The sequence below is a fragment of the Rhodococcus aetherivorans genome (genome assembly GCF_025722975.1).
GTDB classification, from domain to species: Bacteria; Actinomycetota; Actinomycetes; order Mycobacteriales; family Mycobacteriaceae; genus Rhodococcus; species Rhodococcus aetherivorans.
Window position 1 is genome coordinate 5,659,910 of sequence record NZ_CP106982.1, and the last position, 23,782, is coordinate 5,683,691.

The 23,782-nt window shown below is 68.7% G+C and carries 19 protein-coding genes, 1 tRNA gene and 3 rRNA genes; 5 read left to right on the forward strand and 18 right to left on the reverse strand.

Going from position 1 to position 23,782, the window contains the following annotated elements:
* Positions 1 to 9: 9 nt before the first annotated feature.
* Positions 10 to 651: a GntR family transcriptional regulator gene (locus OCS65_RS25895; RefSeq protein ID WP_263508079.1), complete on the reverse strand. Its 642-nt coding sequence runs from the start codon at positions 649 to 651 to the stop codon at positions 10 to 12.
* A 325-nt stretch (positions 652 to 976) separates the two neighbouring features.
* On the opposite strand from OCS65_RS25895, the gene OCS65_RS25900 reads away from it, so the two are divergent.
* Both OCS65_RS25900 and OCS65_RS25905 read left to right on the forward strand, forming a co-directional pair.
* Positions 977 to 1,318, forward strand: a complete 342-nt coding sequence (locus OCS65_RS25900) for a YciI family protein (protein ID WP_006930444.1) — start codon at positions 977 to 979, stop codon at positions 1,316 to 1,318.
* Positions 1,319 to 1,553: 235 nt separating this feature from the next.
* Positions 1,554 to 1,934 carry a hypothetical protein gene (locus OCS65_RS25905; protein ID WP_029540694.1) on the forward strand — a complete coding sequence of 127 codons (381 nt, stop codon included), beginning with the start codon at positions 1,554 to 1,556 and terminating at the stop codon, positions 1,932 to 1,934.
* Between the two features lie 540 nt (positions 1,935 to 2,474).
* Here the strand turns inward: OCS65_RS25905 and rrf are convergent.
* The 6 genes from rrf to OCS65_RS25935 form a co-directional block, all read right to left on the reverse strand.
* A 5S ribosomal RNA gene (gene rrf, locus OCS65_RS25910) occupies positions 2,475 to 2,591 on the reverse strand.
* 158 nt (positions 2,592 to 2,749) lie between these two features.
* A 23S ribosomal RNA gene (locus OCS65_RS25915) occupies positions 2,750 to 5,886 on the reverse strand.
* Between the two features lie 296 nt (positions 5,887 to 6,182).
* Positions 6,183 to 7,704: ribosomal RNA gene (locus OCS65_RS25920) — 16S ribosomal RNA — on the reverse strand.
* Together the 16S, 23S and 5S rRNA genes form the textbook arrangement of a ribosomal RNA operon.
* Positions 7,705 to 8,200: 496 nt before the next feature.
* Positions 8,201 to 8,398: a hypothetical protein gene (locus OCS65_RS25925; protein ID WP_029547229.1), complete on the reverse strand. Its 198-nt coding sequence runs from the start codon at positions 8,396 to 8,398 to the stop codon at positions 8,201 to 8,203.
* Positions 8,399 to 8,684: 286 nt separating this feature from the next.
* Positions 8,685 to 8,757, reverse strand: a tRNA-Thr gene (locus OCS65_RS25930).
* Positions 8,758 to 8,822: 65 nt separating this feature from the next.
* Positions 8,823 to 10,010: a DNA polymerase III subunit delta' gene (locus tag OCS65_RS25935; protein WP_006940064.1), complete on the reverse strand. Its 1,188-nt coding sequence runs from the start codon at positions 10,008 to 10,010 to the stop codon at positions 8,823 to 8,825.
* Between the two features lie 94 nt (positions 10,011 to 10,104).
* Here OCS65_RS25935 and OCS65_RS25940 point away from each other — a divergent pair, with 94 nt between their 5' ends.
* On the forward strand, positions 10,105 to 10,491 hold the full coding sequence (locus OCS65_RS25940) for a VOC family protein (RefSeq protein ID WP_029547227.1): 387 nt from the start codon (positions 10,105 to 10,107) through the stop codon (positions 10,489 to 10,491).
* A 4-nt stretch (positions 10,492 to 10,495) separates the two neighbouring features.
* Here OCS65_RS25940 and OCS65_RS25945 read toward each other — a convergent pair whose 3' ends face one another.
* The 4 genes from OCS65_RS25945 to OCS65_RS25960 all read right to left on the reverse strand — a co-directional run bounded on the left by OCS65_RS25945 (position 10,496) and on the right by OCS65_RS25960 (position 15,192).
* Positions 10,496 to 11,170, reverse strand: a complete 675-nt coding sequence (locus OCS65_RS25945) for a helix-turn-helix domain-containing protein (protein WP_168579019.1) — start codon at positions 11,168 to 11,170, stop codon at positions 10,496 to 10,498.
* 32 nt (positions 11,171 to 11,202) lie between these two features.
* Complete coding sequence (gene topA / locus OCS65_RS25950; protein WP_263508084.1) at positions 11,203 to 14,136, reverse strand: type I DNA topoisomerase; 2,934 nt, start codon at positions 14,134 to 14,136, stop codon at positions 11,203 to 11,205.
* A gap of 135 nt (positions 14,137 to 14,271) precedes the next feature.
* Positions 14,272 to 14,859, reverse strand: coding sequence for a hypothetical protein (locus tag OCS65_RS25955; RefSeq protein ID WP_029547224.1), 588 nt, complete (start codon positions 14,857 to 14,859; stop codon positions 14,272 to 14,274).
* Positions 14,860 to 14,988: 129 nt separating this feature from the next.
* On the reverse strand, positions 14,989 to 15,192 hold the full coding sequence (locus OCS65_RS25960; protein WP_003935252.1) for a cold-shock protein: 204 nt from the start codon (positions 15,190 to 15,192) through the stop codon (positions 14,989 to 14,991).
* 391 nt (positions 15,193 to 15,583) lie between these two features.
* On the opposite strand from OCS65_RS25960, the gene OCS65_RS25965 reads away from it, so the two are divergent.
* Positions 15,584 to 17,929, forward strand: coding sequence for a DEAD/DEAH box helicase (locus OCS65_RS25965; RefSeq protein ID WP_263508092.1), 2,346 nt, complete (start codon positions 15,584 to 15,586; stop codon positions 17,927 to 17,929).
* 9 nt (positions 17,930 to 17,938) lie between these two features.
* Here OCS65_RS25965 and OCS65_RS25970 read toward each other — a convergent pair whose 3' ends face one another.
* From OCS65_RS25970 to ssd, 7 genes are read right to left on the reverse strand one after another with little or no spacing between them, the layout of a single operon-like run.
* Positions 17,939 to 18,283: an Rv3654c family TadE-like protein gene (locus OCS65_RS25970; protein ID WP_263508094.1), complete on the reverse strand. Its 345-nt coding sequence runs from the start codon at positions 18,281 to 18,283 to the stop codon at positions 17,939 to 17,941.
* Positions 18,280 to 18,594, reverse strand: a complete 315-nt coding sequence (locus OCS65_RS25975; protein WP_006941351.1) for a TadE family type IV pilus minor pilin — start codon at positions 18,592 to 18,594, stop codon at positions 18,280 to 18,282. Before OCS65_RS25975 ends, OCS65_RS25970 begins: the two co-directional genes overlap by 4 nt.
* A 17-nt stretch (positions 18,595 to 18,611) precedes the next feature.
* Entirely contained in the window at positions 18,612 to 18,815 is a 204-nt protein-coding gene (locus OCS65_RS25980; protein ID WP_006941350.1) for a DUF4244 domain-containing protein, read from the reverse strand.
* A gap of 42 nt (positions 18,816 to 18,857) precedes the next feature.
* Positions 18,858 to 19,496: a type II secretion system F family protein gene (locus OCS65_RS25985; RefSeq protein ID WP_050034520.1), complete on the reverse strand. Its 639-nt coding sequence runs from the start codon at positions 19,494 to 19,496 to the stop codon at positions 18,858 to 18,860.
* The gene (locus tag OCS65_RS25990; RefSeq protein ID WP_006941346.1) at positions 19,460 to 20,260 is read right to left on the reverse strand and encodes a type II secretion system F family protein; all 801 of its coding nucleotides are present in this window, start codon (positions 20,258 to 20,260) and stop codon (positions 19,460 to 19,462) included. The genes OCS65_RS25985 and OCS65_RS25990 overlap by 37 nt, the downstream gene beginning before the upstream one ends.
* Complete coding sequence (locus tag OCS65_RS25995) at positions 20,257 to 21,429, reverse strand: TadA family conjugal transfer-associated ATPase (RefSeq protein WP_050036261.1); 1,173 nt, start codon at positions 21,427 to 21,429, stop codon at positions 20,257 to 20,259. Before OCS65_RS25995 ends, OCS65_RS25990 begins: the two co-directional genes overlap by 4 nt.
* On the reverse strand, positions 21,426 to 22,499 hold the full coding sequence (gene ssd, locus OCS65_RS26000) for a septum site-determining protein Ssd (RefSeq protein ID WP_006941338.1): 1,074 nt from the start codon (positions 22,497 to 22,499) through the stop codon (positions 21,426 to 21,428). The genes OCS65_RS25995 and ssd overlap by 4 nt, the downstream gene beginning before the upstream one ends.
* A gap of 377 nt (positions 22,500 to 22,876) precedes the next feature.
* Here ssd and OCS65_RS26005 point away from each other — a divergent pair, with 377 nt between their 5' ends.
* Positions 22,877 to 23,719 carry an HAD-IB family hydrolase gene (locus tag OCS65_RS26005; protein ID WP_006941337.1) on the forward strand — a complete coding sequence of 281 codons (843 nt, stop codon included), beginning with the start codon at positions 22,877 to 22,879 and terminating at the stop codon, positions 23,717 to 23,719.
* The last annotated feature ends 63 nt before the right edge of the window (positions 23,720 to 23,782 follow it).

Sequence of the window (23,782 nt, forward strand, 5' to 3'; positions counted from 1 at the left end):
TAGTAGCGGTCACAGTCGTCCCCCTCCGAGTCCGTGCACCTCACGCATGTGCACCTGAAGCGCCTCGTCGAACGCGTCGGCATCCCCGGCGGCGACGAGATCCGCCAGGTGCGTGTGGTCGGCGATGATCTTCTGCAGCTGCGCCGGATCACGAGCGACCGAACGCGCCGTCATCCGTCGCTGGCGTTCACGCAGGCTTGCGTAGAAGTTGTCGAGGAGCGGATTGCCGCCCGCCGCGACGATGCTGCGGTGAAAGTCCGCGTCGGCGCCGCTGAAGGCGCCGACGTCCCCGCGCTCGGCCAGCTCCCGCTGGGTGTCCAGGCATTCGCGCAACGTGCGCTTGAGCCGTTCCCGCGCCTGCGGAGCCGACGCGACGGCGCGCACGGCGTGCGTTTCCAGCAGCCGTCGCGCATCGACGACGTGCTCGGCCTCCCCGTCCGCCACCGGGACGACGAGCGCGCCCCGCTTGGGGTACAGGCGCATCCAGCCCTCCGCCTCGAGCCGGAGGAAGGCCTCGCGCACCGGGGTGCGGCTGCACGACATCCGTGCGGCGATCTCCCCTTCGCTGATCAGATCCCCGCCGGGCAGCTCACCCGAGAGGATCAGCTCCTTGACCTCGCGGTAGGCCGCCTCGGCGGCTGAATACGACATAGACACAAGATGTATTTATACCGTAGGCCGACGGTGGGGCACCACGCGGCCCTGCCGGCTTGCCCAGGAGGGCAAGGTGAAAGGGAGCCATGACCGCGACCGCCTCGGGGAGCTCTTCGCGGCGGCGGCCTCGAATCCGGTGAACCCGTCCATCGCAACAGGAGAAAGCGGTCGTGGGGAGAGCGTCGAGGAGGTTCTGCGGGTCCGTCGCGACGCCCTACCTCGAGCACATGTCGGGCGCCGGAGCCACAATCGGGCTGGGCATTCGAGCGGTGCCGTAGAGAAGATCCGGCGAATGACGCGGCAGGAGCAGAGGAGTCCTCGAATGGCGAAGTACCTGATCTCGTTCCCTGGCGAGGCCATGGTGTTCCCCGAGGAGGACTTCGAGGCGGTGGTCGAAGCCTCCCATGCCGTCATCGACGAGGCCAAGGCGGCGGGCGTGTACGTCTTCGCCGGAGGGATCGATGAGGACGTAGACCCGGTGCTCGTGGCCGGTGACGGCACCGTCACCGAGGGCACGTACCCCGGCCACAAAGTGCCTAACGGCGGTTACACCGTTCTCGAGCTGCCCTCGCGGGAGGCGGCACTCGAGTGGGCCGCGAAGATCGCCGTCGCCTGCCGCTGCTCGCAAGAGGTCCGGCAGTTCCAGGACGACCCGGCCCGCTGACGAGGGCAACCCCAGCCGGAGCCGGTCGTGCGTCGCGCGCCCATAATGAAAGGCGTGCAGCAGCGCACAGGGCGGGTGACCCCGACCGGCGGCACCTCGCCGGCCGACCCGGCCACCGACGCGCCGACCAGCCCTACACCCTCAACTGCGAAGAGCAGCCGCCATACTCGGATGCATTGAAGGGAGCGTGATGAAACCACCGCCGACGTGGGGCGATCGGCTGCACGCGGTTGCGATGGGCAGCGTCGCCGGCGGCGTCGCGGCGTACTGGCTCGACTACTTCACTGCCGGACATGTCAGGTCGTCCGACGATGCCGCCTATATCGCGTTCGAGAACGCCTTTCCGGCCGCCGACGGACTGATGGCCGCGAGCTTCGCAACGAGTGCCTGGCACCTGACAAGGGGACGAGCGGTCGCCATCCCGCTCGGGATCGCGGCCGGCGGCGCGATGACATTCCTCGGGGCCATGGATACGCTGTGGAACCTCGAGCACGGCAGCTACCGGCACATGACTGCGGACATGGCGGTCGAGACCGGGATCAACATCATCTCGCTCGTGTTCGGGCCATGGACGGTTGCCCGGCTGTGGCGGCGGCGCGAGGCACTGGCAGGCTGATCGGACTGGAGAAGGTCGTCGACACGCTGCACCCGGGCAGGTAGCCGCCGGCGGTCTACGCGCCAACCCGCACCTCTCCCTGATCGACTCTCACCGACTGGGGCACCTATCGCCTGTGCTTCAGTAGGACTTGCGCCGCCACGGCTCGACGGTGAGGTGTCCTGCAACGATGACCATGGGTGCGCTCCACTCCTGTCGCCTTCGCCTCCAGCCCGCCGGGCTGTTCCGCTGAGATAGACCTCCAGGGCAGGAGAAATTCGTCGTTCAGCATCCCGAACCAGCCGGCGAACACCGACACACCGCGCACAGCGGCCCGTCCCCTCATCGAGTGGAACTCGAGGAGGCAATGCCCGTGGGCTACCAGCGGTACAACCTGGTGCCTGCACCGCAATGACCGACTCTCACACGAAACGGAGCAGTTCACGGGGCCCGGTCACGGCCGTGAACGCAGGTTTCCGGAAGGGAATGGCGACGCCCCGGAATAGACACGAAAAATGCCGGAAGCCCCCCAACGAGGTTGGGGGGCTTCCGGTAACGGGTGTTCGGCGGTGTCCTACTCTCCCACACCCTGTCGGGTGCAGTACCATCGGCGCTGGAGGGCTTAGCTTCCGGGTTCGGAATGGGACCGGGCGTTTCCCCTCCGCTATGGCCGCCGTAACTCTGCGAAACGACCCATACCCACTCGCTTCGCTCGTGAACGATCGAGTGAACGCTGTTCCCCCTTGTTCCGGGGGCTTCGCCTTCACTCGATTCACGAAAAGCGTGTGAATCGGGTGTGTTGTTTCAGATACCGCACAGTGGACGCGTAGCTTCTTTGTGGTAAGTCCTCGGCCTATTAGTACCGGTCACCTGCATGCGTTACCGCACTTCCAGTTCCGGCCTATCAACCCGGTGGTCTGCCGGGGGCCTTACCCCCTCGAGGGGGTGAGAAACCTCATCTTGGAACAGGCTTCCCGCTTAGATGCTTTCAGCGGTTATCCCTTCCGAACGTAGCCAACCAGCCGTGCCCCTGGCGGGACAACTGGCACACCAGAGGTTCGTCCGTCCCGGTCCTCTCGTACTAGGGACAGCCTTCCTCAAGTTTCTAACGCGCGCGGCGGATAGAGACCGAACTGTCTCACGACGTTCTAAACCCAGCTCGCGTGCCGCTTTAATGGGCGAACAGCCCAACCCTTGGGACCTACTCCAGCCCCAGGATGCGACGAGCCGACATCGAGGTGCCAAACCATCCCGTCGATATGGACTCTTGGGGAAGATCAGCCTGTTATCCCCGGGGTACCTTTTATCCGTTGAGCGACACCGCTTCCACATGCCGGTGCCGGATCACTAGTCCCGACTTTCGTCCCTGCTCGACCTGTCGGTCTCACAGTCAAGCTCCCTTGTGCACTTGCACTCGACACCTGATTGCCAACCAGGCTGAGGGAACCTTTGGGCGCCTCCGTTACATTTTGGGAGGCAACCGCCCCAGTTAAACTACCCACCAGGCACTGTCCCTGAACCCGATCAGGGTCCGAGGTTAGAGGTCCAATACGATCAGAGTGGTATTTCAACAACGACTCCACCCACACTGGCGTGCGGGCTTCCCAGTCTCCCACCTATCCTACACAAACCGAACCGAACACCAATACCAAGCTGTAGTGAAGGTCCCGGGGTCTTTTCGTCCTGCCGCGCGTAACGAGCATCTTTACTCGTAGTGCAATTTCGCCGAGTCTGTGGTTGAGACAGCAGAGAAGTCGTTACGCCATTCGTGCAGGTCGGAACTTACCCGACAAGGAATTTCGCTACCTTAGGATGGTTATAGTTACCACCGCCGTTTACTGGGGCTTAAATTCTCAGCTTCGCGGAGTGAACTCCGCTGACCGGTCCTCTTAACCTTCCAGCACCGGGCAGGCGTCAGTCCGTATACCTCGTCTTACGACTTCGCACGGACCTGTGTTTTTAGTAAACAGTCGCTTCTCTCTGGTCTCTGCGACCACCCCCGGCTCACGGAGCAAGTCCGGTCACCGGGACTGGTCCCCCTTCTCCCGAAGTTACGGGGGCATTTTGCCGAGTTCCTTAACCACAGTTCTCTCGATCGCCTCGGTATTCTCTACCTGACCACCTGTGTCGGTTTGGGGTACGGGCCGTGTGAAAGCTCGCTAGAGGCTTTTCTCGGCAGCATAGGATCATGGAATTCGCCTCATTCGGCTACGCATCACCTCTCAGGCTGTGTGCGACACGGATTTGCCTGTGTCACGCCCTACGGGCTTACACCGGTACAACCACTGACCGGCCCCACTACCTTCCTGCGTCACCCCATCGCTTGGCTACTACCACCGAAGGTCCCGTGCAGCAGGCTCTCGGCTCCCGAAGGAACTCGATCACCCTTTGGACGGTTAGTACCGATGATTCACCAGGGGCGCGTTCACACGGGTACGGGAATATCAACCCGTTGTCCATCGACTACGCCTGTCGGCCTCGCCTTAGGTCCCGACTCACCCTGGGCGGATTAACCTGGCCCAGGAACCCTTGGTCATTCGGCGGACGAGTTTCTCACTCGTCTTTCGCTACTCATGCCTGCATTCTCACTCGCGCAGCCTCCACACCTGGATCACTCCGGCGCTTCCCCGGCTGCACGACGCTCCCCTACCCACCCGCACCACTGCCGGACGATCCGTGGACCCTCCGGGGTGTTGTGCGAGTGCCGCGGCTTCGGCGGTGTACTTGAGCCCCGCTACATTGTCGGCGCAGAACCACTTGACCAGTGAGCTATTACGCACTCTTTCAAGGGTGGCTGCTTCTAAGCCAACCTCCTGGTTGTCTCAGCGATCCCACATCCTTTTCCACTTAGTACACGCTTAGGGGCCTTAGCCGGCGATCTGGGCTGTTTCCCTCTCGACTACGAAGCTTATCCCCCGCAGTCTCACTGCCGCGCTCTCACTCACCGGCATTCGGAGTTTGGCTGATTTCGGTAAGCTTGTGGGCCCCCTAGACCATCCAGTAGCTCTACCTCCGGTGAGAAACACGCGACGCTGCACCTAAATGCATTTCGGGGAGAACCAGCTATCACGGAGTTTGATTGGCCTTTCACCCCTACCCACAGCTCATCCCCTCAGTTTTCAACCTAAGTGGGTTCGGGCCTCCACGACGTCTTACCGTCGCTTCACCCTGGCCATGGGTAGATCACTCCGCTTCGGGTCTAGAACATGCCACTACAGACGCCCTGTTCGGACTCGCTTTCGCTACGACTACCCCACACGGGTTAACCTCGCGACATGCCACTAACTCGCAGGCTCATTCTTCAAAAGGCACGCCGTCACCCCCAGCAGACCAAACTGCTCGAAGGCTCCGACGGATTGTAAGCGCACGGTTTCAGGTACTATTTCACTCCCCTCCCGGGGTACTTTTCACCTTTCCCTCACGGTACTAGTCCGCTATCGGTCACCAGGGAGTATTCAGGCTTATCGGGTGGTCCCGACGGATTCACAGCAGATTTCACGGGCCCGCTGCTACTCGGGTACCCTCCACGAGAGCCGGCATGTTTTCGTCTACGGGATTCTCACCCTCTACGACAGGCCGTTCCAGACCATTTCGACTAACACACCGGTTTCTTACTCTCGCCCACCATGACAGTGATGGGAAGAAGGGCCCCACGACCCCACGAGTGCAACGCCTGCCAGCTCTCACACACCCGCGGTTTAGCCTCTTCCGTTTTCGCTCGCCACTACTCACGGAATCACATGTTGTTTTCTCTTCCTGTGGGTACTGAGATGTTTCACTTCCCCACGTTCCCTCCACACGCCCTATATATTCAGGCGCGGGTAACACGACATCACTCGTGCTGGGTTTCCCCATTCGGAAATCCTCGGATCACAGCTCGGTTGACAGCTCCCCGAGGCATATCGCAGCCTCCCACGTCCTTCATCGGCTCCTGGTGCCAAGGCATCCACCGTACGCTCATAAACACTTACAACAAAGATGCTCGCGTCCACTGTGCAGTTCTCAAACAACACACAACACCCACTACTCACCCCACCGACCGGCGGAAGCTTTGATGAGCATCGTCGCTGACAAAACACTCGCGTGTTCTCTCAGGACCCAACAGTGCACCGATATAACTCCTCGGATCCCGCACAGAAACGGGACCCGGACGAGAAGTAGCTGTCAGCGTTCCACCCATGAGCCACCGTGTCCCACATGCGGGGACAAACGGTCTCTGGCCGCACACGCGCCCCGACTGTTCGGGGTGTGTGGGCAGATGCTCCTTAGAAAGGAGGTGATCCAGCCGCACCTTCCGGTACGGCTACCTTGTTACGACTTCGTCCCAATCGCCGATCCCACCTTCGACGGCTCCCTCCCACGAGGGGTTAGGCCACCGGCTTCGGGTGTTACCGACTTTCATGACGTGACGGGCGGTGTGTACAAGGCCCGGGAACGTATTCACCGCAGCGTTGCTGATCTGCGATTACTAGCGACTCCGACTTCACGGGGTCGAGTTGCAGACCCCGATCCGAACTGAGACCGGCTTTAAGGGATTCGCTCCACCTCGCGGTATCGCAGCCCTCTGTACCGGCCATTGTAGCATGTGTGAAGCCCTGGACATAAGGGGCATGATGACTTGACGTCGTCCCCACCTTCCTCCGAGTTGACCCCGGCAGTCTCCTGCGAGTCCCCAACCGAATTGCTGGCAACACAGGACAAGGGTTGCGCTCGTTGCGGGACTTAACCCAACATCTCACGACACGAGCTGACGACAGCCATGCACCACCTGTACACCGACCACAAGGGAAACCCCATCTCTGGGGCGGTCCGGTGTATGTCAAACCCAGGTAAGGTTCTTCGCGTTGCATCGAATTAATCCACATGCTCCGCCGCTTGTGCGGGCCCCCGTCAATTCCTTTGAGTTTTAGCCTTGCGGCCGTACTCCCCAGGCGGGGCGCTTAATGCGTTAGCTACGGCACGGATCCCGTGGAAGGAAACCCACACCTAGCGCCCACCGTTTACGGCGTGGACTACCAGGGTATCTAATCCTGTTCGCTACCCACGCTTTCGCTCCTCAGCGTCAGTTACTGCCCAGAGACCCGCCTTCGCCACCGGTGTTCCTCCTGATATCTGCGCATTTCACCGCTACACCAGGAATTCCAGTCTCCCCTGCAGTACTCAAGTCTGCCCGTATCGCCTGCAAGCCCGCAGTTGAGCTGCGGGTTTTCACAGACGACGCGACAAACCGCCTACGAGCTCTTTACGCCCAGTAATTCCGGACAACGCTCGCACCCTACGTATTACCGCGGCTGCTGGCACGTAGTTGGCCGGTGCTTCTTCTGTACCTACCGTCACTCGCGCTTCGTCGGTACTGAAAGAGGTTTACAACCCGAAGGCCGTCATCCCTCACGCGGCGTCGCTGCATCAGGCTTGCGCCCATTGTGCAATATTCCCCACTGCTGCCTCCCGTAGGAGTCTGGGCCGTGTCTCAGTCCCAGTGTGGCCGGTCGCCCTCTCAGGCCGGCTACCCGTCGTCGCCTTGGTGGGCCGTTACCCCACCAACAAGCTGATAGGCCGCGGGCCCATCCTGCACCGGAAAACCTTTCCACCCCGGAACATGCATCCCGAGGTCCTATCCGGTATTAGACCCAGTTTCCCAGGCTTATCCCGAAGTGCAGGGCAGATCACCCACGTGTTACTCACCCGTTCGCCACTAATCCACCCAGCAAGCTGGGCTTCATCGTTCGACTTGCATGTGTTAAGCACGCCGCCAGCGTTCGTCCTGAGCCAGGATCAAACTCTCCGTTGAAGACTCACAATCAAACCCCGAAGGGCCGATCAGTCATAGACATCGAGCCAAATCACCAGCAAAAAACTCAAACCAGCAAAAAACACTGACCACCACAGACGGAAGAATGCGGCAGCCAGCAACAACCACCCCCCGAAAAGAGGGGCGGTCGCACCAAAAATATTTTGGCACTGACATTCATCGGCACACTGTTGAGTTCTCAAAGAACACGCACACACCATCACCCACGAACCGAGGTCCGCGGCGCTCCGGGGCAACCGTTCCAGCCTACCCACACCACCCGGCGAAAACAAACCCGACGCGCTCGGTGGGATCGGCAACGGCCCAGAACCCTACCAGAAGATTCCGAACCGAACAATCAGGCGCCTGCGTCCAACCTCGTTGTCCCGAGCCCCTGCGGGCCGGTTCGGTGTCCGTGTCGCTCTGACCTGGAATAAGTTACGTGAACATTGCGCTCTCACCAAATCACCTGGTCAGACCGCTTTTCTGCGCCGAGTCAGGGCACCCAGTACTTCACGGCCAGCTCCTCCACGACGGCATCGCCCTCGGCGGCCTGCTCCAGCAGCGCCAGGTCGAGGTCGATGTCGATGAGCCGGGGGTTGTCCCCTTCGGCGTCACCGAGAGGGCGCCCGCCGTCTTCGCCGCGCTGGCGCAGAATCTTCGCTCGCACCCGCTCTTTCAACGACTCACTCATAAGTCGAGTGTACTGAGGGGGCGCCGCCCGAGCGGGGTGCCGAGCGACGAAGACCGACCTAGTGGTCGTCGTCGCGCCGGCGGAACACGCGCATCGCGGTGGGGATGAGAACGACCAGGGCGCCGACGATCAGAACGATCGAGAAAATTTCCAGAAGCACACGTGCCATCATCCGGCACGGAGGGCGCCGGCGGGCGACTTCGTCGTGGGCGAGCGGACCGGAAGGGTCCCCCGGTCGACGAAGGCCCTCCACCCGTCTTCCGGGTGAAGGGCCTTCGTCGCTCCGAGCTGCCTGCGAGAATCGAACTCGCGACCTTTTCATTACGAGTGAAATGCTCTACCGACTGAGCTAAGGCAGCGTGCCTGACGGCGCGCACGAGTTTAGCGCCTACCCCCCTGTCCAATGCAAACCACCCCTCGCCGCCTACCGGAATGCCGAGCTCAGCCGGGCCGCCATGGCGGCCACCGCGAAGCGCGGTTTGACGTTCTGTGCGAGAACCTCACGGCATTCGAGGATCGCCTCGATGCAGGTCAGCAACGCCTCCGGCCGGGCCCGCGAAGCCAGTTCGGAGGCACGCTCGGCCATGTCGGGATGGTTGGCGGTGCCGGAAGCGCCCAGGGAACGTGCCAGCGCATCCCGGTAGAGACCGGCCAGATCGATGAGGGCGCGGTCCATGATGTCGCGCTCGGTCCGCGTGCGCCTGGACTTCTGGGTGCGTTCGAGGTCCTTGAGGACGCCGGCCGCACCGCGGAGCGCCCCGGCGGCGCCCTTACCGGTGCCACCGGCGCCGAGAGCCGTCCGGAGTTCCTCGGTCTCGCGCTCGTCGCGCGCGACGCTGATCTCCTTCGCCTCGGCCTCGGCACGCTGGACCAGCTCGTCCGCGGCGGTGTAGGTGGTCGCGGGGCGGAGCACGGCTTCGGCCAGATCCAGCGCACGCCGACGGCTGGCGCGGGCGGACTCGTCGGTGGCCAGACGCCGGGCACGGCCGACGTGGCCGCCGCTGATCGACGCCGCCCAGCTCGCGGTCTCGGCGTCGAGCCCGTCGCGTTCGCGCAGGACCCGGGCGATCGCGTCCGGGCTGGGCGTGACGAGTGCGACGTGCCGGCATCGCGAGCGCAGGGTCACGGAGATGTCCTGCGGATCGATCGACGGCGCGCACAGCAGGAACACCGTGCGTTCGGGCGGTTCCTCGACGACCTTGAGCAGCGCGTTCGCGGCGCCCTCGGTGAGCCGGTCCGCGTCCTCGATCACCACGACCTGCCACTGCCCGGTGCTCGGGCGACGCGAGGCGGTCCGGACGATGTCGCGCATCGCCTTGACGCTGATCGTGAGCCCCTCGGGGATCACCCGACGGACGTCGCCGTGGGTGCCGGCCATGGTGGTGCTGCACGCGTGGCAGTGACCGCAGCCCGGTGCCGCGGGGTCGGTGCACTGCAGGGCGGCGGCGAAGCAGAGGGCGGCGATCGACCGCCCGGAGCCGGGGGGCCCGGTGAACAGCCACGAGTGCGTCATCCGAGAACCGGCTCCGCCCCCGCGCGCGGCGGTGGCCGCGGCGGTCAGTTCGGTCTCCACGTCGCGCTGGCCGACGAGACGTTCGAAGACACCGGGCATGGCCTCAGCGTAGCGACCGGCTCCGACGCGGCCGGTGCGTCGGCCGTCCGAAACCTTCAAGACGGCGACGTCGCGGCGGCCTAGCGTCACCGTCATGACTGCACAACTCGCGCTGGTCGGGCTCGTCGTCGCCGACATGACCCGTTCCTTCGACTGCTATCGCCGCCTCGGGCTGGACCTGCCCGCCGGCTCCGACGAACCGCACTACGAGACGACGCTGCCGGGCGGGCTCCGCCTGGCGTGGGACACCCTCGAGTCGGTCCGGGCCTTCCATCCGGGCTTCCGGCCGGGCACCGGTGGTCCTGCACTCGCGTTCGACTGTGGTTCACCAGCGGATGTGGACGCGACGTACCGCGACCTGCTGGAGGCGGGATGCACGAGCGTGCTCGAACCGTGGGACGCGTTCTGGAAGCAGCGGTATGCGAGCGTGCACGATCCCGACGGGCACAGCATCGAACTGTTCGCGGCCTTGCCCGCGTGACCGCTCAGCGAACGAGCGCGCCGAGCGTAACGCCGGAGAGGGCGCGTACCTCCCGTGCGAGGTGGGCCTGGTCGCTGAAACCGCACTCGGCCGCGACGTCGGAGAACGACCGGCCGGCGCGCGCGAGACCGACCGCGCGACGGAATCGCAGCACGCGCGCCAGCGTCTTCGGACCGTAGCCGTAGACCCGCAGCGCGTGCCGGTGCAACCGCCGCGCACTCCAACCCATCGACGTCGCCACCTCGGCGACGGACGCTCCGGCGCCGAGCTGCGACGCGATGCCCGTCTCGACGCTGCGGTCGACGCCGTCCAGGCGGCGCCGCGTCTCGTGCAGGAGCGCACCGAGCGGGTCGGACTCCGCGGCCGACACCAGGCGACGAACGTGCGCCTCGGGCCGGATGCGGTCCAGCGGTACGCGCGCGTCGCGCAGCTCGGCCGCGTCCGCCCCGAGCACCGCCGGCCCCACCCCGGGACCGAACCGCACCGCGGTCAGGTCCCGGCGGGTGCCCAGGTCGGAGAACTGGGCGCGGGTATCCGGTCCGGCCACCAGGAAGCCGTCCTCGTGCCAGATCAGATCCGTGCAGCCGTCGGGCAGCACGGACGTTCCGGCCGTACCCGCGGTCCTCGTCGCCGTCCACACGAGCACGCCGGGTATGCCGGACGCCGCCTCGCGGTACACACGGCGAGGATAGGCCGCCGCTCCGGGGAGGGTCACTCCTTCTTCGCGGCGGCCTTCTTCGCGGTCGTCTTCTTTGCCGCGGTCTTCTTGGCGGCCGTCTTCTTGGCCGGAACCTTCTTGGCCGCGGTCTTCTTCGCGGTCTTCTTCGCCGGGCCCCGGGCGCGACGATCCGCGAGCAGCTCGGAGGCGCGTTCGTCGGTGATGGTGTCGACCTCGTCGCCCTTGCGGAGGCTGGCGTTGGTCTCGCCGTCCGTGACGTACGGGCCGAAGCGCCCGTCCTTGATCACCATCGGGCTGCCACTGACCGGGTCGGTGCCCAGCTCCCGCAGCGGCGGCGTGGCGGCGGCCTGCCGACCGCGGCGCTTGGGCTCGGAGTAGATCTTCAGCGCCTCCTCGAGGGTGACGGTGAACATCTGCTCCTCGTCGGCCAGCGACCGCGAGTCGGTGCCCTTCTTCAGGTACGGCCCGTAGCGGCCGTTCTGGGCGGTGATCTCCTCGCCCGTCGCGGGGTCGACCCCGACCACCCGCGGCAGCGACAGCAGCCGCAGGGCGTCCTCGAGCGTCACCGTCGACAGTTCCATCGACTTGAGCAGCGAGGCCGTGCGCGGCTTGGGGCCGGCCGCCTTCCTGGCGGCCTTCTTCGCCGGCGCCTTCTTCGCGGCCTTTTTCGTCACGGTGGCCGTGCCACCACCAGTCGCGGTGCCGCCCGCCGAGGGTGCCTCCTCTACCGGAATGGGCGTGATGTCCGGTTCCGGCTCCGGCTCCGGTTCGCGCAGCAGCTCGGTCACGTACGGACCGAAGCGGCCCTCCCGCGCGACGATCTCGTTGCCGCTGGCCGGGTCGACGCCGAGGACCCGGCCCTCCTGCGGGGTCGAGAACAGCTTCTCCGCGTACTCGAGCGTCAGCTCGTCCGGCGGCAGGTCGTCGGGCAGGTTCGCCCGCTGGGAGACCGGTTCCCCGTCGGGAGCGTCGGGATTGGGGACCATCCGCTCGAGATAGGGGCCGAACCGGCCGACGCGCACGTGGATCTCCCGGCCCTCGGCGTCGTCGAACAGCCGGATCGAGTTGATCTCGCGGGCGTCGATGTCCTCGAGGTTCTCTCCGACCATCTTCTTCAGGCCGCCCTCGCGCGCCACCGAGTTCTCGGCGCCGTGGGCACCACCGAAGTAGAAGCTCGTCAGCCAGTCGGTGCGCTGCTCGTGGCCGCCCGCGATCTCGTCGAGGTCGTCCTCCATGGCGGCGGTGAAGCCGTAGTCGACGAGGCGTCCGAAGTGCGCCTCGAGCAGCCCGATGACCGCGAACGCCACCCACGACGGGACCAGGGCGCTGCCACGTTTGTAGACGTAGCCGCGGTCGAGGATGGTCTTGATGATCGACGCGTACGTCGACGGCCGGCCGATGCCGAGATCCTCGAGCGCCTTGATCAGGCTGGCCTCGGTGTAGCGGGCCGGCGGGTTGGTCGAGTGGCCGTCCGGATCGAGCTCGGTCGCAGTGACGCGCTGTCCCTCGGACAGGTTGGGCAGCCGGGACTCGGCGTCGTCGGACTGGCCGCCGGCCTCCTCGTCGACGCTCTCGACGTACGCCTTGAGGAAGCCCGGGAAGGTGATGGTGCGGCCCGACGAGGAGAACGTGCACTCCTCGCCGCTCGCGGCGGTGCCGGTGATGCGCAGCGTCAGGGTGGTGCCCCGCGCGTCGGCCATCTGGGAGGCGACGGTGCGCTGCCAGATGAGCTCGTAGAGCCGGTACTCGTCGGTGTCGAGGCGCGAGTGCAGCTCGCCGGGCGTGGCGAACACGTCGCCGGCCGGACGGATCGCCTCGTGCGCCTCCTGCGCGTTCTTCACCTTGCGGGTGAACTGCCGCGGGGTGGCGTGCACGTACTGCGCGCCGTACAACTCGGTGGCCTGCGCCCGGGCGGCGGAGATCGCGCTCTCGGACAGGGTCGTCGAGTCGGTACGCATGTACGTGATGTAGCCGTTCTCGTACAGGCGCTGCGCGATGCGCATCGTGCGCTCTGACGAGAACCGCAGCTTGCGGCCCGCCTCCTGCTGCAGGGTCGACGTCATGAACGGCGCGTACGGCTTGCGGGTGTACGGCTTGCTCTCGACCGACGTCACCGTCAGGTCGACACCGTGCAGGGCCTCGGCGAGCCGTCGCGCGTACGCCTCGTCGAGCACGACGACGCCGGTGGACTTGAGCTGCCCGTCGGGTCCGAAGTCGCGGCCGGCCGCGACGCGGGCGCCGTCGACACCGACGAGCCGGGCCCCGAACGAGCGGGGGCTCGCGTCGGCGCCGGCGTCGAGCGTGGCGGCGATGTCCCAGTACGTCGCGGACCGGAAGGCCATGCGCTCGCGTTCGCGCTGCACGATGACCCGAGTGGCGACGGACTGCACGCGGCCCGCCGACAACCGCGGCATGACCTTCTTCCACAGCACCGGGCTGACCTCGTAGCCGTAGAGGCGGTCGAGGATGCGGCGGGTCTCCTGGGCGTCGACGAGGTTGTTGTCGAGGTCGCGGGTGTGTTCCGCGGCGGCCCGGATGGCCGGCTCGGTGATCTCGTGGAACACCATCCGGCGGACCGGGACCTTCGGCTTGAGGGTCTCGAGCAGGTGCCAGGCGATGGCCTCGCCCTCACGGTCGGGGTCGGTCGCGAGGTACAGCTCGTCCGCGTCCTTCAGCAGCCCCTTCAGTTCGGTGACCTTGGACTTCTTCTCGGGACTGACGACGTACAGCGGCTCGAAGCCGTGGTCGACGTTCACGCCGAGCCGGGCCCACGACTCGCCCTTGTACTTGGCCGGCACGTCGGCGGCACCGCGCGGCAGGTCACGGATGTGCCCGACGGAGGCCTCGACGACGTAGTCCCGGCCCAGGTAGGGCGCGATCTTCTTCGCCTTGGTCGGGGACTCGACGATCACGAGCCGACGCGTGCCCGACGAGCCGTTCGACGTGCTGTTGTCCCGTGCTGCCACAGCGCTGCCCGCACCTTCCCTGTTCGCTGACATGTCGTGCTTCTCCCCGACATGTATACCGACCCGTTCCCCGGACGCGGCCATACACAGGGTCGCACACCTGCGACGGAAGGCCTGTCACCTGTGATGCGGCGCCTACCGCACGCGCGGCCAGATCTGCCGCGCGCGGGCGTCGTCCGGCGGCGCCCCGATGTTCTCGACGAGACGCATCAACCTGCGTCGCCCGGACACCCGCAGGCCCGGTGCGGCGCCGCGCGTGCCGATCAGCGTCGGCGCGATCCCGGCGCGCATCAGCGACTGGGCCAGCACCGGGTGGGTGTCCGGGGCATGCGGATCCAGCCCCAGCACGTAGCGCTCGCCCTCGGCCTCGGCGCGGCCGGCCGCGAGCACCCACGCCCGCAGAGCTCGCGAGCCCGGCACCCATCCCGCCGGCACCGCCTTCACCGCACCCCGTGTCCATGCGGCCGCCACCGGGACGAGTTCCGGTAGGGCGGCGGTGCGCACCAGGGGGTGTCCCTCGTCCGTCCGGGTGACCTCCGGGGACAGCGCGGCCTGCGCCATCAGCTCCGCGATCGCCTCCGCCCGCCACGGCTCGTCCACGACCACGGAGATCCGTGCGCCGTCACCGGAGACCACCGCGTGGCCGTGCGCGGCCAGCAGGCCGCCGAGGTCGGTCGGGTCCGGGGGCATCTCCTCGGCCCCGAAGAACGACAGTTGGCTCACTCACCCGCCCTTCCTCCGCTACCTGCCGCAGAAACAGATCGTCCCCCCTCACCGATGGTGACGGGGGACGATCGAGGATTCGGTCCCTGCGGACCGAGTCACGTCAGGCTCCGGCAGGAGCGTCGACGATCAGAGCGCGCGAACGCCGGTGGCCTGCGGGCCCTTGGTGCCCTGGCCGACCTCGAACTCCACGCGCTGGTTCTCCTCCAGGGTGCGGAAGCCGCTGCCCTGGATCTCCGAGTAGTGGACGAAAACGTCGGCGGAGCCGTCCTCGGGAGCGATGAAGCCGAAGCCCTTCTCCGCGTTGAACCACTTCACAGTGCCCTGTGCCATGCTTTTCCTTCTCTTTCTAACACCGGATGCGGCGGTTCGCGGGCGAGCGAGCCGCCGGGCCGGTTCCGACCGCTGTACTTCTTGATCCCCCCACAGGAAGAGCAAAGCACCGCGCTCGCAACCATCGATCCTGCGAGCCGTGCACTTTCTCAAGTCACCGAACACAGAAGCTGCGACCGATGTCAGTGAACCACGTTCCGGGCGCAGACAACAGTAGGCGGGCGCACAATTCGCCCGAAAATTTGATCTTGTATATGCCGACGGCAGGATTACTCGCCGGTACGGTTACGTCGATGTTACCCCGCGCCCGACCGGACACCGACCGAACGCCGGGAGCGATGGCCTACTACGCTGGTTACCCATCCCGACCGCATCCTCCGGAGTACCCAGTGTGACCAGCTCGCCGCACCGCCGTCCCGTCGGCGACGGGCCGTCGAGCTTCGGCCACGAACTGCTCGAACGGGTGCTTGCCGGCACGCCGGCCTCGGAACATCCCCTCACCCACAGCGCGGACCTGCCCGCCCGCGACGTTCGCCACACCGACTGGCCGGACTGGGCGTCCGACGCCGTCGTCCGGGCTCTGCGCGCCACCGGCGTGCCCCGGCCGTGGAGCCACCAGACAGAGGCCGCCGACCTCGCCGCCGGCGGGGAGCACGTCGTCGTCTCCACCGGCACCGCCTCGGGCAAGTCCCTCGCCTACCAGCTGCCCGTGCTCACCGCACTCGCCGAGGACCCGCACGCCACCGCGCTGTACCTCTCCCCTACGAAGGCGCTCTGCGCGGACCAGTTGCGCGCCGTCACCGAGGTGACCGCCGCCGAGCCCGAACTCGGTCACGTGCACGCGTGCGCCTACGACGGCGACACCTCCACCGAACTGCGGCAGTGGGCGCGCAGCCACTCACGGTGGATCTTCACCAACCCCGACATGCTGCACATGTCGATGCTGCCCGGGCACGCCCGCTGGTCCCGGTTCTTCCGCCGGCTGCGCTACGTGGTGGTCGACGAGTGTCACTCCTATCGCGGCGTCTTCGGCTCCAACGTGGCCCTGGTGCTGCGCCGGCTGCGGCGGATCGCCGCGCGCTACGGCGCCCGGCCGGTCTTCGTCCTCGCCTCCGCCACGACCGCCGACCCCGGCGCCGCGGCGTCCCGGCTCGTCGGCGCGCCCTGCCGGGAGGTGACCGAGGACGGCTCCCCGCACGGACCTCGCACCGTCGCGTTGTGGGAGCCGCCGCTGCTCGAGCAGGTGACCGGCGAGAACGGTGCCCCCGTGCGCCGCGCCGCCGGAACCGAGGCCGCCCGCATCCTCGCCGACCTCGTCGTCGAGGGTGCCCGCACCCTCGCCTTCGTGCGGTCCCGGCGCGGTGCCGAACTCACCGCTCTCGGTGCGCAGCGGCTGCTCGCCGAGGCCGCCCCCGAGCTCGTCGATCGGGTCGCCGCCTACCGCGCCGGCTACCTCGCCGAGGAGCGCCGCGAGCTCGAGGCGGCCCTGGCGGACGGCCGGCTGCTCGGTGCCGCCAGCACCAACGCCCTGGAACTCGGCATGGACATCGCCGGCCTGGACGCCGTCGTCGTCGCCGGATTCCCGGGCACCGTCGCGTCGTTCTGGCAGCAGGCCGGCCGAGCCGGGCGCCGCGGTGCGGGATCGCTGGTCGTGCTCGTCGCCCGCGACGATCCGCTCGACACCTACCTCGTGCACCATCCGGCGGCGCTGCTCGACAAGCCCGTCGAGGCGACCGTCACCGATCCCACCAATCCGTACGTGCTCGGCCCGCAACTGCTGTGCGCCGCGCTCGAGCTGCCGCTCACCGACGCCGAGGTCGAGGAGTTCGGTGCGGCCGACGTGCTCGCCGCCCTGGCCGCGCAGGGAGCGATCCGGCGGCGCCCGCACGGCTGGTTCGTCACCCCGGACACCCGTCCCCACTCCGACATCGACATCCGCGGCGGCATCGGCACCCAGATCGCCATCGTCGAGTCGGACACCGGACGGATGCTCGGCACCGTCGACGGCGGTCGCGCACCGGCGACCGTGCATCCGGGAGCGGTGTACCTGCACCGCGGCGAGTCGTTCGTCGTCGACGAGTTGCACCTCGACGACGGGATCGCGCTCGTGCACGCCGAGGACCCCGAATGGTCCACCTCCGCGCGGGAGATCACCGACATCGTCGTGACCGCCGTGACGGAGCAGCGCTCGCACGGTCCGGTGACCGTGGCCCTCGTCGAGGTGGAGGTGACCCATCAGGTGGTCTCCTACCTGCGGCGACTGCCGTCGGGCGAGGTTCTCGACAGCACCGAACTCGACATGCCGTCCCAGTGCCTGCCGACGCGCGCGGTGATGTACACCGTCACCCCCGAACTGCTCGACCGGTGCGGGATCGGACCGGAACGGGTACCCGGCGCGCTGCACGCCGCCGAGCACGCCGCCATCGGCCTGCTGCCGCTCGTGGCGACGTGCGACCGCTGGGACATCGGCGGCGTGTCCACCGCGGTGCACCCGGACACCGGGCTGCCCACCGTCTTCGTCTACGACGGGCATCCCGGGGGCGCCGGTTTCGCCGACCGCGGGTACGCGCGCATCGCCGAGTGGCTCGGTGCAACCCGCGCGGCCGTGACGGCCTGCGAATGCGCCGCCGGTTGCCCGTCATGCGTGTACTCCCCCAAGTGCGGCAACGGCAACGACCCGCTCGACAAGGCCGGCGCGGTCGCGTTGCTGGGCGCGGTGCTCGACACCCTCGCCTGACCTCGCGTCTCACCCGGCCGGCCCCGCCCGCGCGATCGCCCGGGCCTGCCGCCCAGCCGGCAGCGACACCTCGGCCCCGACCTCGACGACGGCGTCCCAGCCGTCGACGGTGCACGAGCGCACCTGCACCCGCATCCGCGCCGCGATCCGGTCCGCCTCCGAGCATGCGGTGTCCGATCCGCGATCGAGCGCACCGGCCACCGCCAGGGCCGCCAGGTCGGCCGCCGCCTGTGCCCGGTGCCGCGTCGCGACCCCCGCACCCGTCTGCACGAGCAGCCCGGTGACCACGATCAGCGCGACCGCGACGAAACACCCCATCACGCTCGCACTACCCCGGTCGTCCCCGAATGTCACTGCGCCACTTCCGGTTCGAGCACGGATACCGCCTCCGCCGTGAGCGTCACCATCGGCAGCAGCGGACCGTCCGCCGTCACCGTCGCCACGACGAGGTCACCGTCGGGGCGCACGGAGATCCGTGCGCCCTCCGGAGCGACCCGCGCCGCCACCTCCACCGCTCGCACCCCGTCGCCGCGAGCCGCGAGCCGGGCGGCCTCCCGCGCCGCGTCCTGACACCGGAGCTGATTCGAAACACACAGCACCGCACCGAGACACAGCACGAGAACACTCACCAGCGTGGTGAGGGCGATCGCCGCCTCGACGGTCACCCCGCCGTCGTCCCCGCTCACACCGCCGTGTTCAGCGCGCGCTCGACGATGCCGGTGAGCGCGGTGACGATGTTGTCGCCGGTGACCACCGTGTACAGCACGGCACCGAACGCCGCCGCGGCGATCGTGCCGATCGCGTACTCCGCGGTGGACATGCCGTCCTCCGCCGCGACGGCACCGCTCAGCCGCTGCGCCGCCGCCCGAATCACGTTGCCTACCATGGTTCCTCCCCTCCTTCGGCGCGGACCGTCCGCGCCTACGTCTCACAACAGCCCGTCGCCGAGCACGCGTCCCGCGAGCCCGATCACGACGGGCACGATGCCCAGGCACACGAACGCCGGCAGGAAGCACAGCCCGAGCGGGCCGCTGACCAGGACCCCGGCACGCTCGACGGCCGCAGCCGCCCGGTCCTCCGCCTGTTCGCGCTGCCGCTCCGCCACCTCGGCGACGATGCCCGACAGCGGGGCACCGGACCGCGCCGATCGCCGCGCCGCGCGGGCGAAGGCCTCCAGCGCCTCCGTCTCGGCGCCGGAGCCGTCCGAGGTCGCGTCCCCGAGACCGCTCCACGCGTCCGTCGGGGCGGCCCCGAGCTCGAGCCGGTCCGCGCCCCGACGCAGGGCCCGTGCGAGGGCCGGCGGCGCCGAGTCGGCGACCGCCCGGGCCGCCGTCGCCGTCGGCAGGCCGGCACGCAGGCAGGCGGCCATCAGGTCGAACGCGGCGGGCACGGCATGGGGGTCGTCCGGCGCACCGCCGGAGTCGGCCGCTCCGCCGGACGTCGCAGCCCCGGCGGCGAGGGCCTGCAACCGTCGCGCCTGCAGGTCCGGCAGGATCACGAGCGCCACGGCAAGGCACACCAGCGACGCCGTCACGATGCCACCCGCGTCGCGATCCGATCGGTCCACAGCAGCCCGGCGCACGCCAGCACGGTGCCCACCACCAGCAACACACCACCGAGACCGTCGCCGAGCAGCACCGTCACCGGCGCGGCCCCCATCATCTGCCCCAGCGCCACACCGAGCGCCGGAAGGGCCGCGAGCACCGTCGCCGTCGCGCGGGCCCCCGCCAGTCCCGCCTCGGTGCGCGAGCGCAGCCGCATGCGGCCGGACAGATCCGAGCGCGCGGCCGTGAGGAGTTGCGCCAGCGCCAGCCCGTGCCGGTCCGACACCTCCCAGGCCGCGGCGAGCCGCTCGAGCGACGCGGCGAGCCCCGACTGTCCCGGCGCGCGGGCCGCGGCGCGCAGGCCGTCGGCCGCGCTGCCGCCGAGCCGGACCCGCGCCGCCGCGACGCGGAAGGCGTCGGCAGTCGGCCCGGTCGTCTCCCGCGCCGCCGTCGCGCACGCCTCGGCCGGATGGGTGCCCACCTCGAGCTCGGCGACAACGGTTTCGAGCCCGGCGAGCAGGGTCCGCTGCTCGGCGTCGAGTGCGCGGTCCCGGCGCCGTCGCCGCAGCCGTCGCACGGCGGTGCCGGCGACGACCGCCGCCGCGACGGCGGGCGCGACGCCGAGCAGCAGCGCCGGGAGGACGCACAGCCCGACCGTCACCTCCTGCGGCGGCCGCCACGACCGTCCGGCGGCGACCGTCGTGCGCAGTGCCCGCAGCCGCGGCGTGGCGACCGCACCCGGCGCCACCAGCACGGCCGCGGCCAGGCACAGGGCCGCCGCGGTCACCGCGGTTCCCGTCGGCGGAAGAGCTCTTCGAGTCGGTCCATGCCGGCCTCCGTGCCGCGCTCGTGGGTCCACGCGGGCGCGACGACGACACCCGACACGGTGTCCCGCTGCACGACACCGATCTCCGTCAGCCGGCGGGTCCCGTCGGGGGTGCGGTGCACGTGCAGAACCACCTGCACCGCCGCGACGAGCTGGCTGTGCAGGGCGGCCCGGTCCAGGCCGCCGAGTGCGGCGAGCGCTTCGAGCCGCGCCGGCACCTCGTCCGGCGAGTTGGCGTGCACCGTGCCCGCGCCGCCGTCGTGACCGGTGTTCAGTGCCGTCAGAAGATCGACGACCTCGGCGCCGCGCACCTCGCCGACGACGATGCGGTCGGGCCGCATCCGCAGCGCCTGCCGCACGAGGTCGCGCACCGCGACCTCACCGACGCCTTCGACGTTGGCGGCCCGGGCGACGAGCCGCACGACGTGGGGATGTGCGGGAGCGAGCTCGGCGGCGTCCTCGACGCACACGATCCGCTCGCCCGGGTCCACCGTGCCGAGCAGTGCCGCGAGCAGGGTGGTCTTGCCTGCCCCGGTGCCCCCGACGACGAGGAAGGCGAGCCGGGCGGCGACGATCCGTCGCAGCAGCCGATAGGCGTGCGGATCGACGGCGCCGCGATCACGCAGCGCGTCGAGCCCCTGGGTGGCGGGCCGCAGCACGCGCAGCGACAGGCAGGTGCCGCCCTGCGCGACGGGTGCGAGGACGGCGTGCAGGCGCACCCCGAAATCGCCGTGCCCTGGCAGCCGGCCGTCGACCCACGGCTGCGCGTCGTCGAGGCGCCGTCCGGCGAACAGCGCGAGGCGCTGGGCGAGTCGCCGCACCGACGCCTCGTCGGGGAAGGCGACGGGAGCGAGCCGCAGCCCGGCGCCGCGGTCGACCCAGACCCGGTCCGGGGCGGTGACGAGGACGTCGGTGACGCCGGGCTCGGCGAGCAGCGCTTCGAGCGGGCCGGCGCCGGAGAGCTCGGTCTGCAGGTGCCGCAGGGCCGTGAGCAGGTCGAAGTCGCCGAGAACCCCGCCGGACTCCGCACGCAGCGCGGCGGCGACGCGGTCCGGCGTGGGTTCGCCGGCCTCGGTCGCGAGCCGTTCGCGGACCCGGTCGAGCAGCTCGGCGGTGAGGACGGCGCTCATGCCGCCCACCGCGAGCCCGGTTCGGGTCCGGTCAGCACGTCGAGGACGGACTCGGCGGCGTGGACGAGTGGAGAGCGCCGTCCGAGCCGCAGTCCGCCGCGTTCGAGCGCCGCGGCGAGCCCGGGCTGCGCGCGCATCGTGGTGATCAGCGGCAGCCCCACCACGTCGGCAACGTCCCGGCCGCGCAACCCGCCGGGGGCCGGGCCGCGCACGACGATGCCCTGATTGGTGTTCTGTTCGGCGACCCAGCCGGCGACCCGCCCCGCGGCGAGGGCGGCGCGGACGCGGGCGGGCACCACCAGCACGGTCAGGTCGGCGGCGGCCACCATCGCCTCGGCGGCGGGCCCGCGGCTGCGGGGCACGTCGCACACCACCAGGTCGCCGGAGCGGCGGACGGTGTCGAGCACGGCGGTGACCGCGGCGGGCGCCGGCTCTGCGGCGGACTCGCGATCTGCGGACAGCACGCCGAGTCCCGGCAGCCATTCGGGCACCGCATCGCGCAGGGTCCGGGCGGAGAGACGGCCACGATCGACGGTGAGACCGGGCCAGCGGACACCCGGCCGGTCCTCGATTCCGGTGAGGACGTCCAGTCCCCCGCCCAGGGGGTCGCCGTCGACGAGGAGGGCTCCCGCACTGCGCCGGAAGGCGGCGACCGTCCATGCCAGGGCGGCTGCGAACGTGGACGCGCCGGCGCCGCCGCAGCCGCCGAGGACAGCGACGACGTGGCCGCCGCCCGCGTCGGGCTCGGCGGCCGTGCCGAGCACGGTGAGCAGTTCGACCTCGTCGTCGGGCAGCCCCACCACGTGTTCGGCGCCGACCGCGGTGGCCGCCTGCCAATCGGGGAGGTCGGCGCCGCCGGCGGTGACCAGGACGATTCCGCCCCGCCGGGGGAGCTGCTGCGCGCATGCCAGGGCCGCGGTGCGGTCGATCACGACGAGTCCGGCGTCGAGCCAGGTTCTGCGCGACGGTGTCGTCACCGTCTCACCGACCGTGCGGTCGGAGGCGGCCGCCACGCGACGCAGGCTCGCCATCAGCGCGGGATCGTCGACGAGGGCCAGGACATCGGTCATGGCGCCCAGCTTGCGCGGTGGCCGGGCGCCCCGGAAGCAGCTGCCGGGGGAACCGGCGAATCTGTGGATGAACGCGCTGCCTGTGGATGAACGCGCCGGGCTCCGAAAGGTCCCGGAACAGAGGACGACCCTCGCCAGGGGGGGAGGAGGCGAGGGTCGTCATGTTCAGCCCCGGGGGGTCGGGCTGAACACCCCCTGGACTATGTCCAGGTGTCGTCGATACTACGCCCCGACCCGATATTTGCAAGTTCAACCGTCGCGCATTTCACGCAGTGTGCACGTTCGACCGTCGCGGGTTTTGCGCAGGTGGAGGGGCCGGACGACCGGCCGGAGCGCAGGGCGTACCGGGAAGGAGCAGTCACACCTATTGTGGTGCCGTGACCGACGCGACCGTGGCCCCGACCCAGTCCGGCCGAATCGCCGCCTTCTTCGACCTCGACAAGACCGTCATCGCGAAGTCCAGCGCACTCGCCTTCAGCAAGCCGTTCTTCGCCCAGGGACTCCTCAACCGGCGGGCGGTGCTGAAGAGCAGCTATGCCCAGTTCCTGTTCATGCTGTCCGGGGCCGACCACGATCAGGTGGAGCGCATGCGGGCCCACATCGCGGCGATGTGCACGGGCTGGGATGTCGAGCAGATCAAGTCGATCGTCGCCGAGACGCTGCACGATATCGTGGATCCTCTGGTCTTCGCCGAGGCCGCCGATCTCATCGCGGACCACAAGCTCCGCGGGCACGACGTGATCATCGTGTCCGCGTCCGGGGAGGAGGTGGTCACTCCCATCGCGGCGGCACTGGGGGCGACGCACAGCACCGCCAGCCGGATGCGGATCGAGGAGGGCCGCTACGCCGGAGAGCTGGAGTTCTACTGCTACGGCGAGGCCAAGGCGGAGGCGATACAGGCACTGGCGCTGCAGTACGGTTACGATCTCGCACGTTGCTACGCGTACTCCGACTCGTCGACGGACATTCCGATGCTGCGGGCCGTGGGCCATCCGCGCGCGGTGAACCCGGATCGGGTGCTGCGTCGAGAATCCCTCGAAAATGGTTGGCCGATACTTACTTTCACGCGTCCTGTGCCGCTCCTGCATCGTCTCACCGCGACGCCGCCGGCCGCCGTCGCCGCGACGGCCGCGATCACGGCGGGCGCGGTGGCGGCGGGCGCGGCGACGTACCTCGCGCTGCGCCGGCGGCACCGGCCGGGGTTCGCGGCGCGCGGGTGACGGTCCCGAAAATGGGACTTGCCCCCCTCGGAGACCGGGAGTAGAAAGGAGTTACGGAAGGAC

What these genes read in the sequence shown, in the direction of transcription:
- OCS65_RS25900 (WP_006930444.1), top strand. Translation starts at nt 977, where the DNA reads ATGGCGAAGTACCTGATCTCGTTCCCTGGCGAGGCCATGGTGTTCCCC.
- OCS65_RS25935 (WP_006940064.1), bottom strand. Translation starts at nt 10,010, where the DNA reads ATGCCCGGTGTCTTCGAACGTCTCGTCGGCCAGCGCGACGTGGAGACC.
- OCS65_RS25940 (WP_029547227.1), top strand. Translation starts at nt 10,105, where the DNA reads ATGACTGCACAACTCGCGCTGGTCGGGCTCGTCGTCGCCGACATGACC.
- OCS65_RS25905 (WP_029540694.1), top strand. Translation starts at nt 1,554, where the DNA reads ATGGGCAGCGTCGCCGGCGGCGTCGCGGCGTACTGGCTCGACTACTTC.
- OCS65_RS25925 (WP_029547229.1), bottom strand. Translation starts at nt 8,398, where the DNA reads ATGAGTGAGTCGTTGAAAGAGCGGGTGCGAGCGAAGATTCTGCGCCAG.
- OCS65_RS25960 (WP_003935252.1), bottom strand. Translation starts at nt 15,192, where the DNA reads ATGGCACAGGGCACTGTGAAGTGGTTCAACGCGGAGAAGGGCTTCGGC.
- OCS65_RS25995 (WP_050036261.1), bottom strand. Translation starts at nt 21,429, where the DNA reads ATGAGCGCCGTCCTCACCGCCGAGCTGCTCGACCGGGTCCGCGAACGG.
- OCS65_RS25980 (WP_006941350.1), bottom strand. Translation starts at nt 18,815, where the DNA reads ATGGTAGGCAACGTGATTCGGGCGGCGGCGCAGCGGCTGAGCGGTGCC.
- ssd (WP_006941338.1), bottom strand. Translation starts at nt 22,499, where the DNA reads ATGACCGATGTCCTGGCCCTCGTCGACGATCCCGCGCTGATGGCGAGC.
- OCS65_RS25895 (WP_263508079.1), bottom strand. Translation starts at nt 651, where the DNA reads ATGTCGTATTCAGCCGCCGAGGCGGCCTACCGCGAGGTCAAGGAGCTG.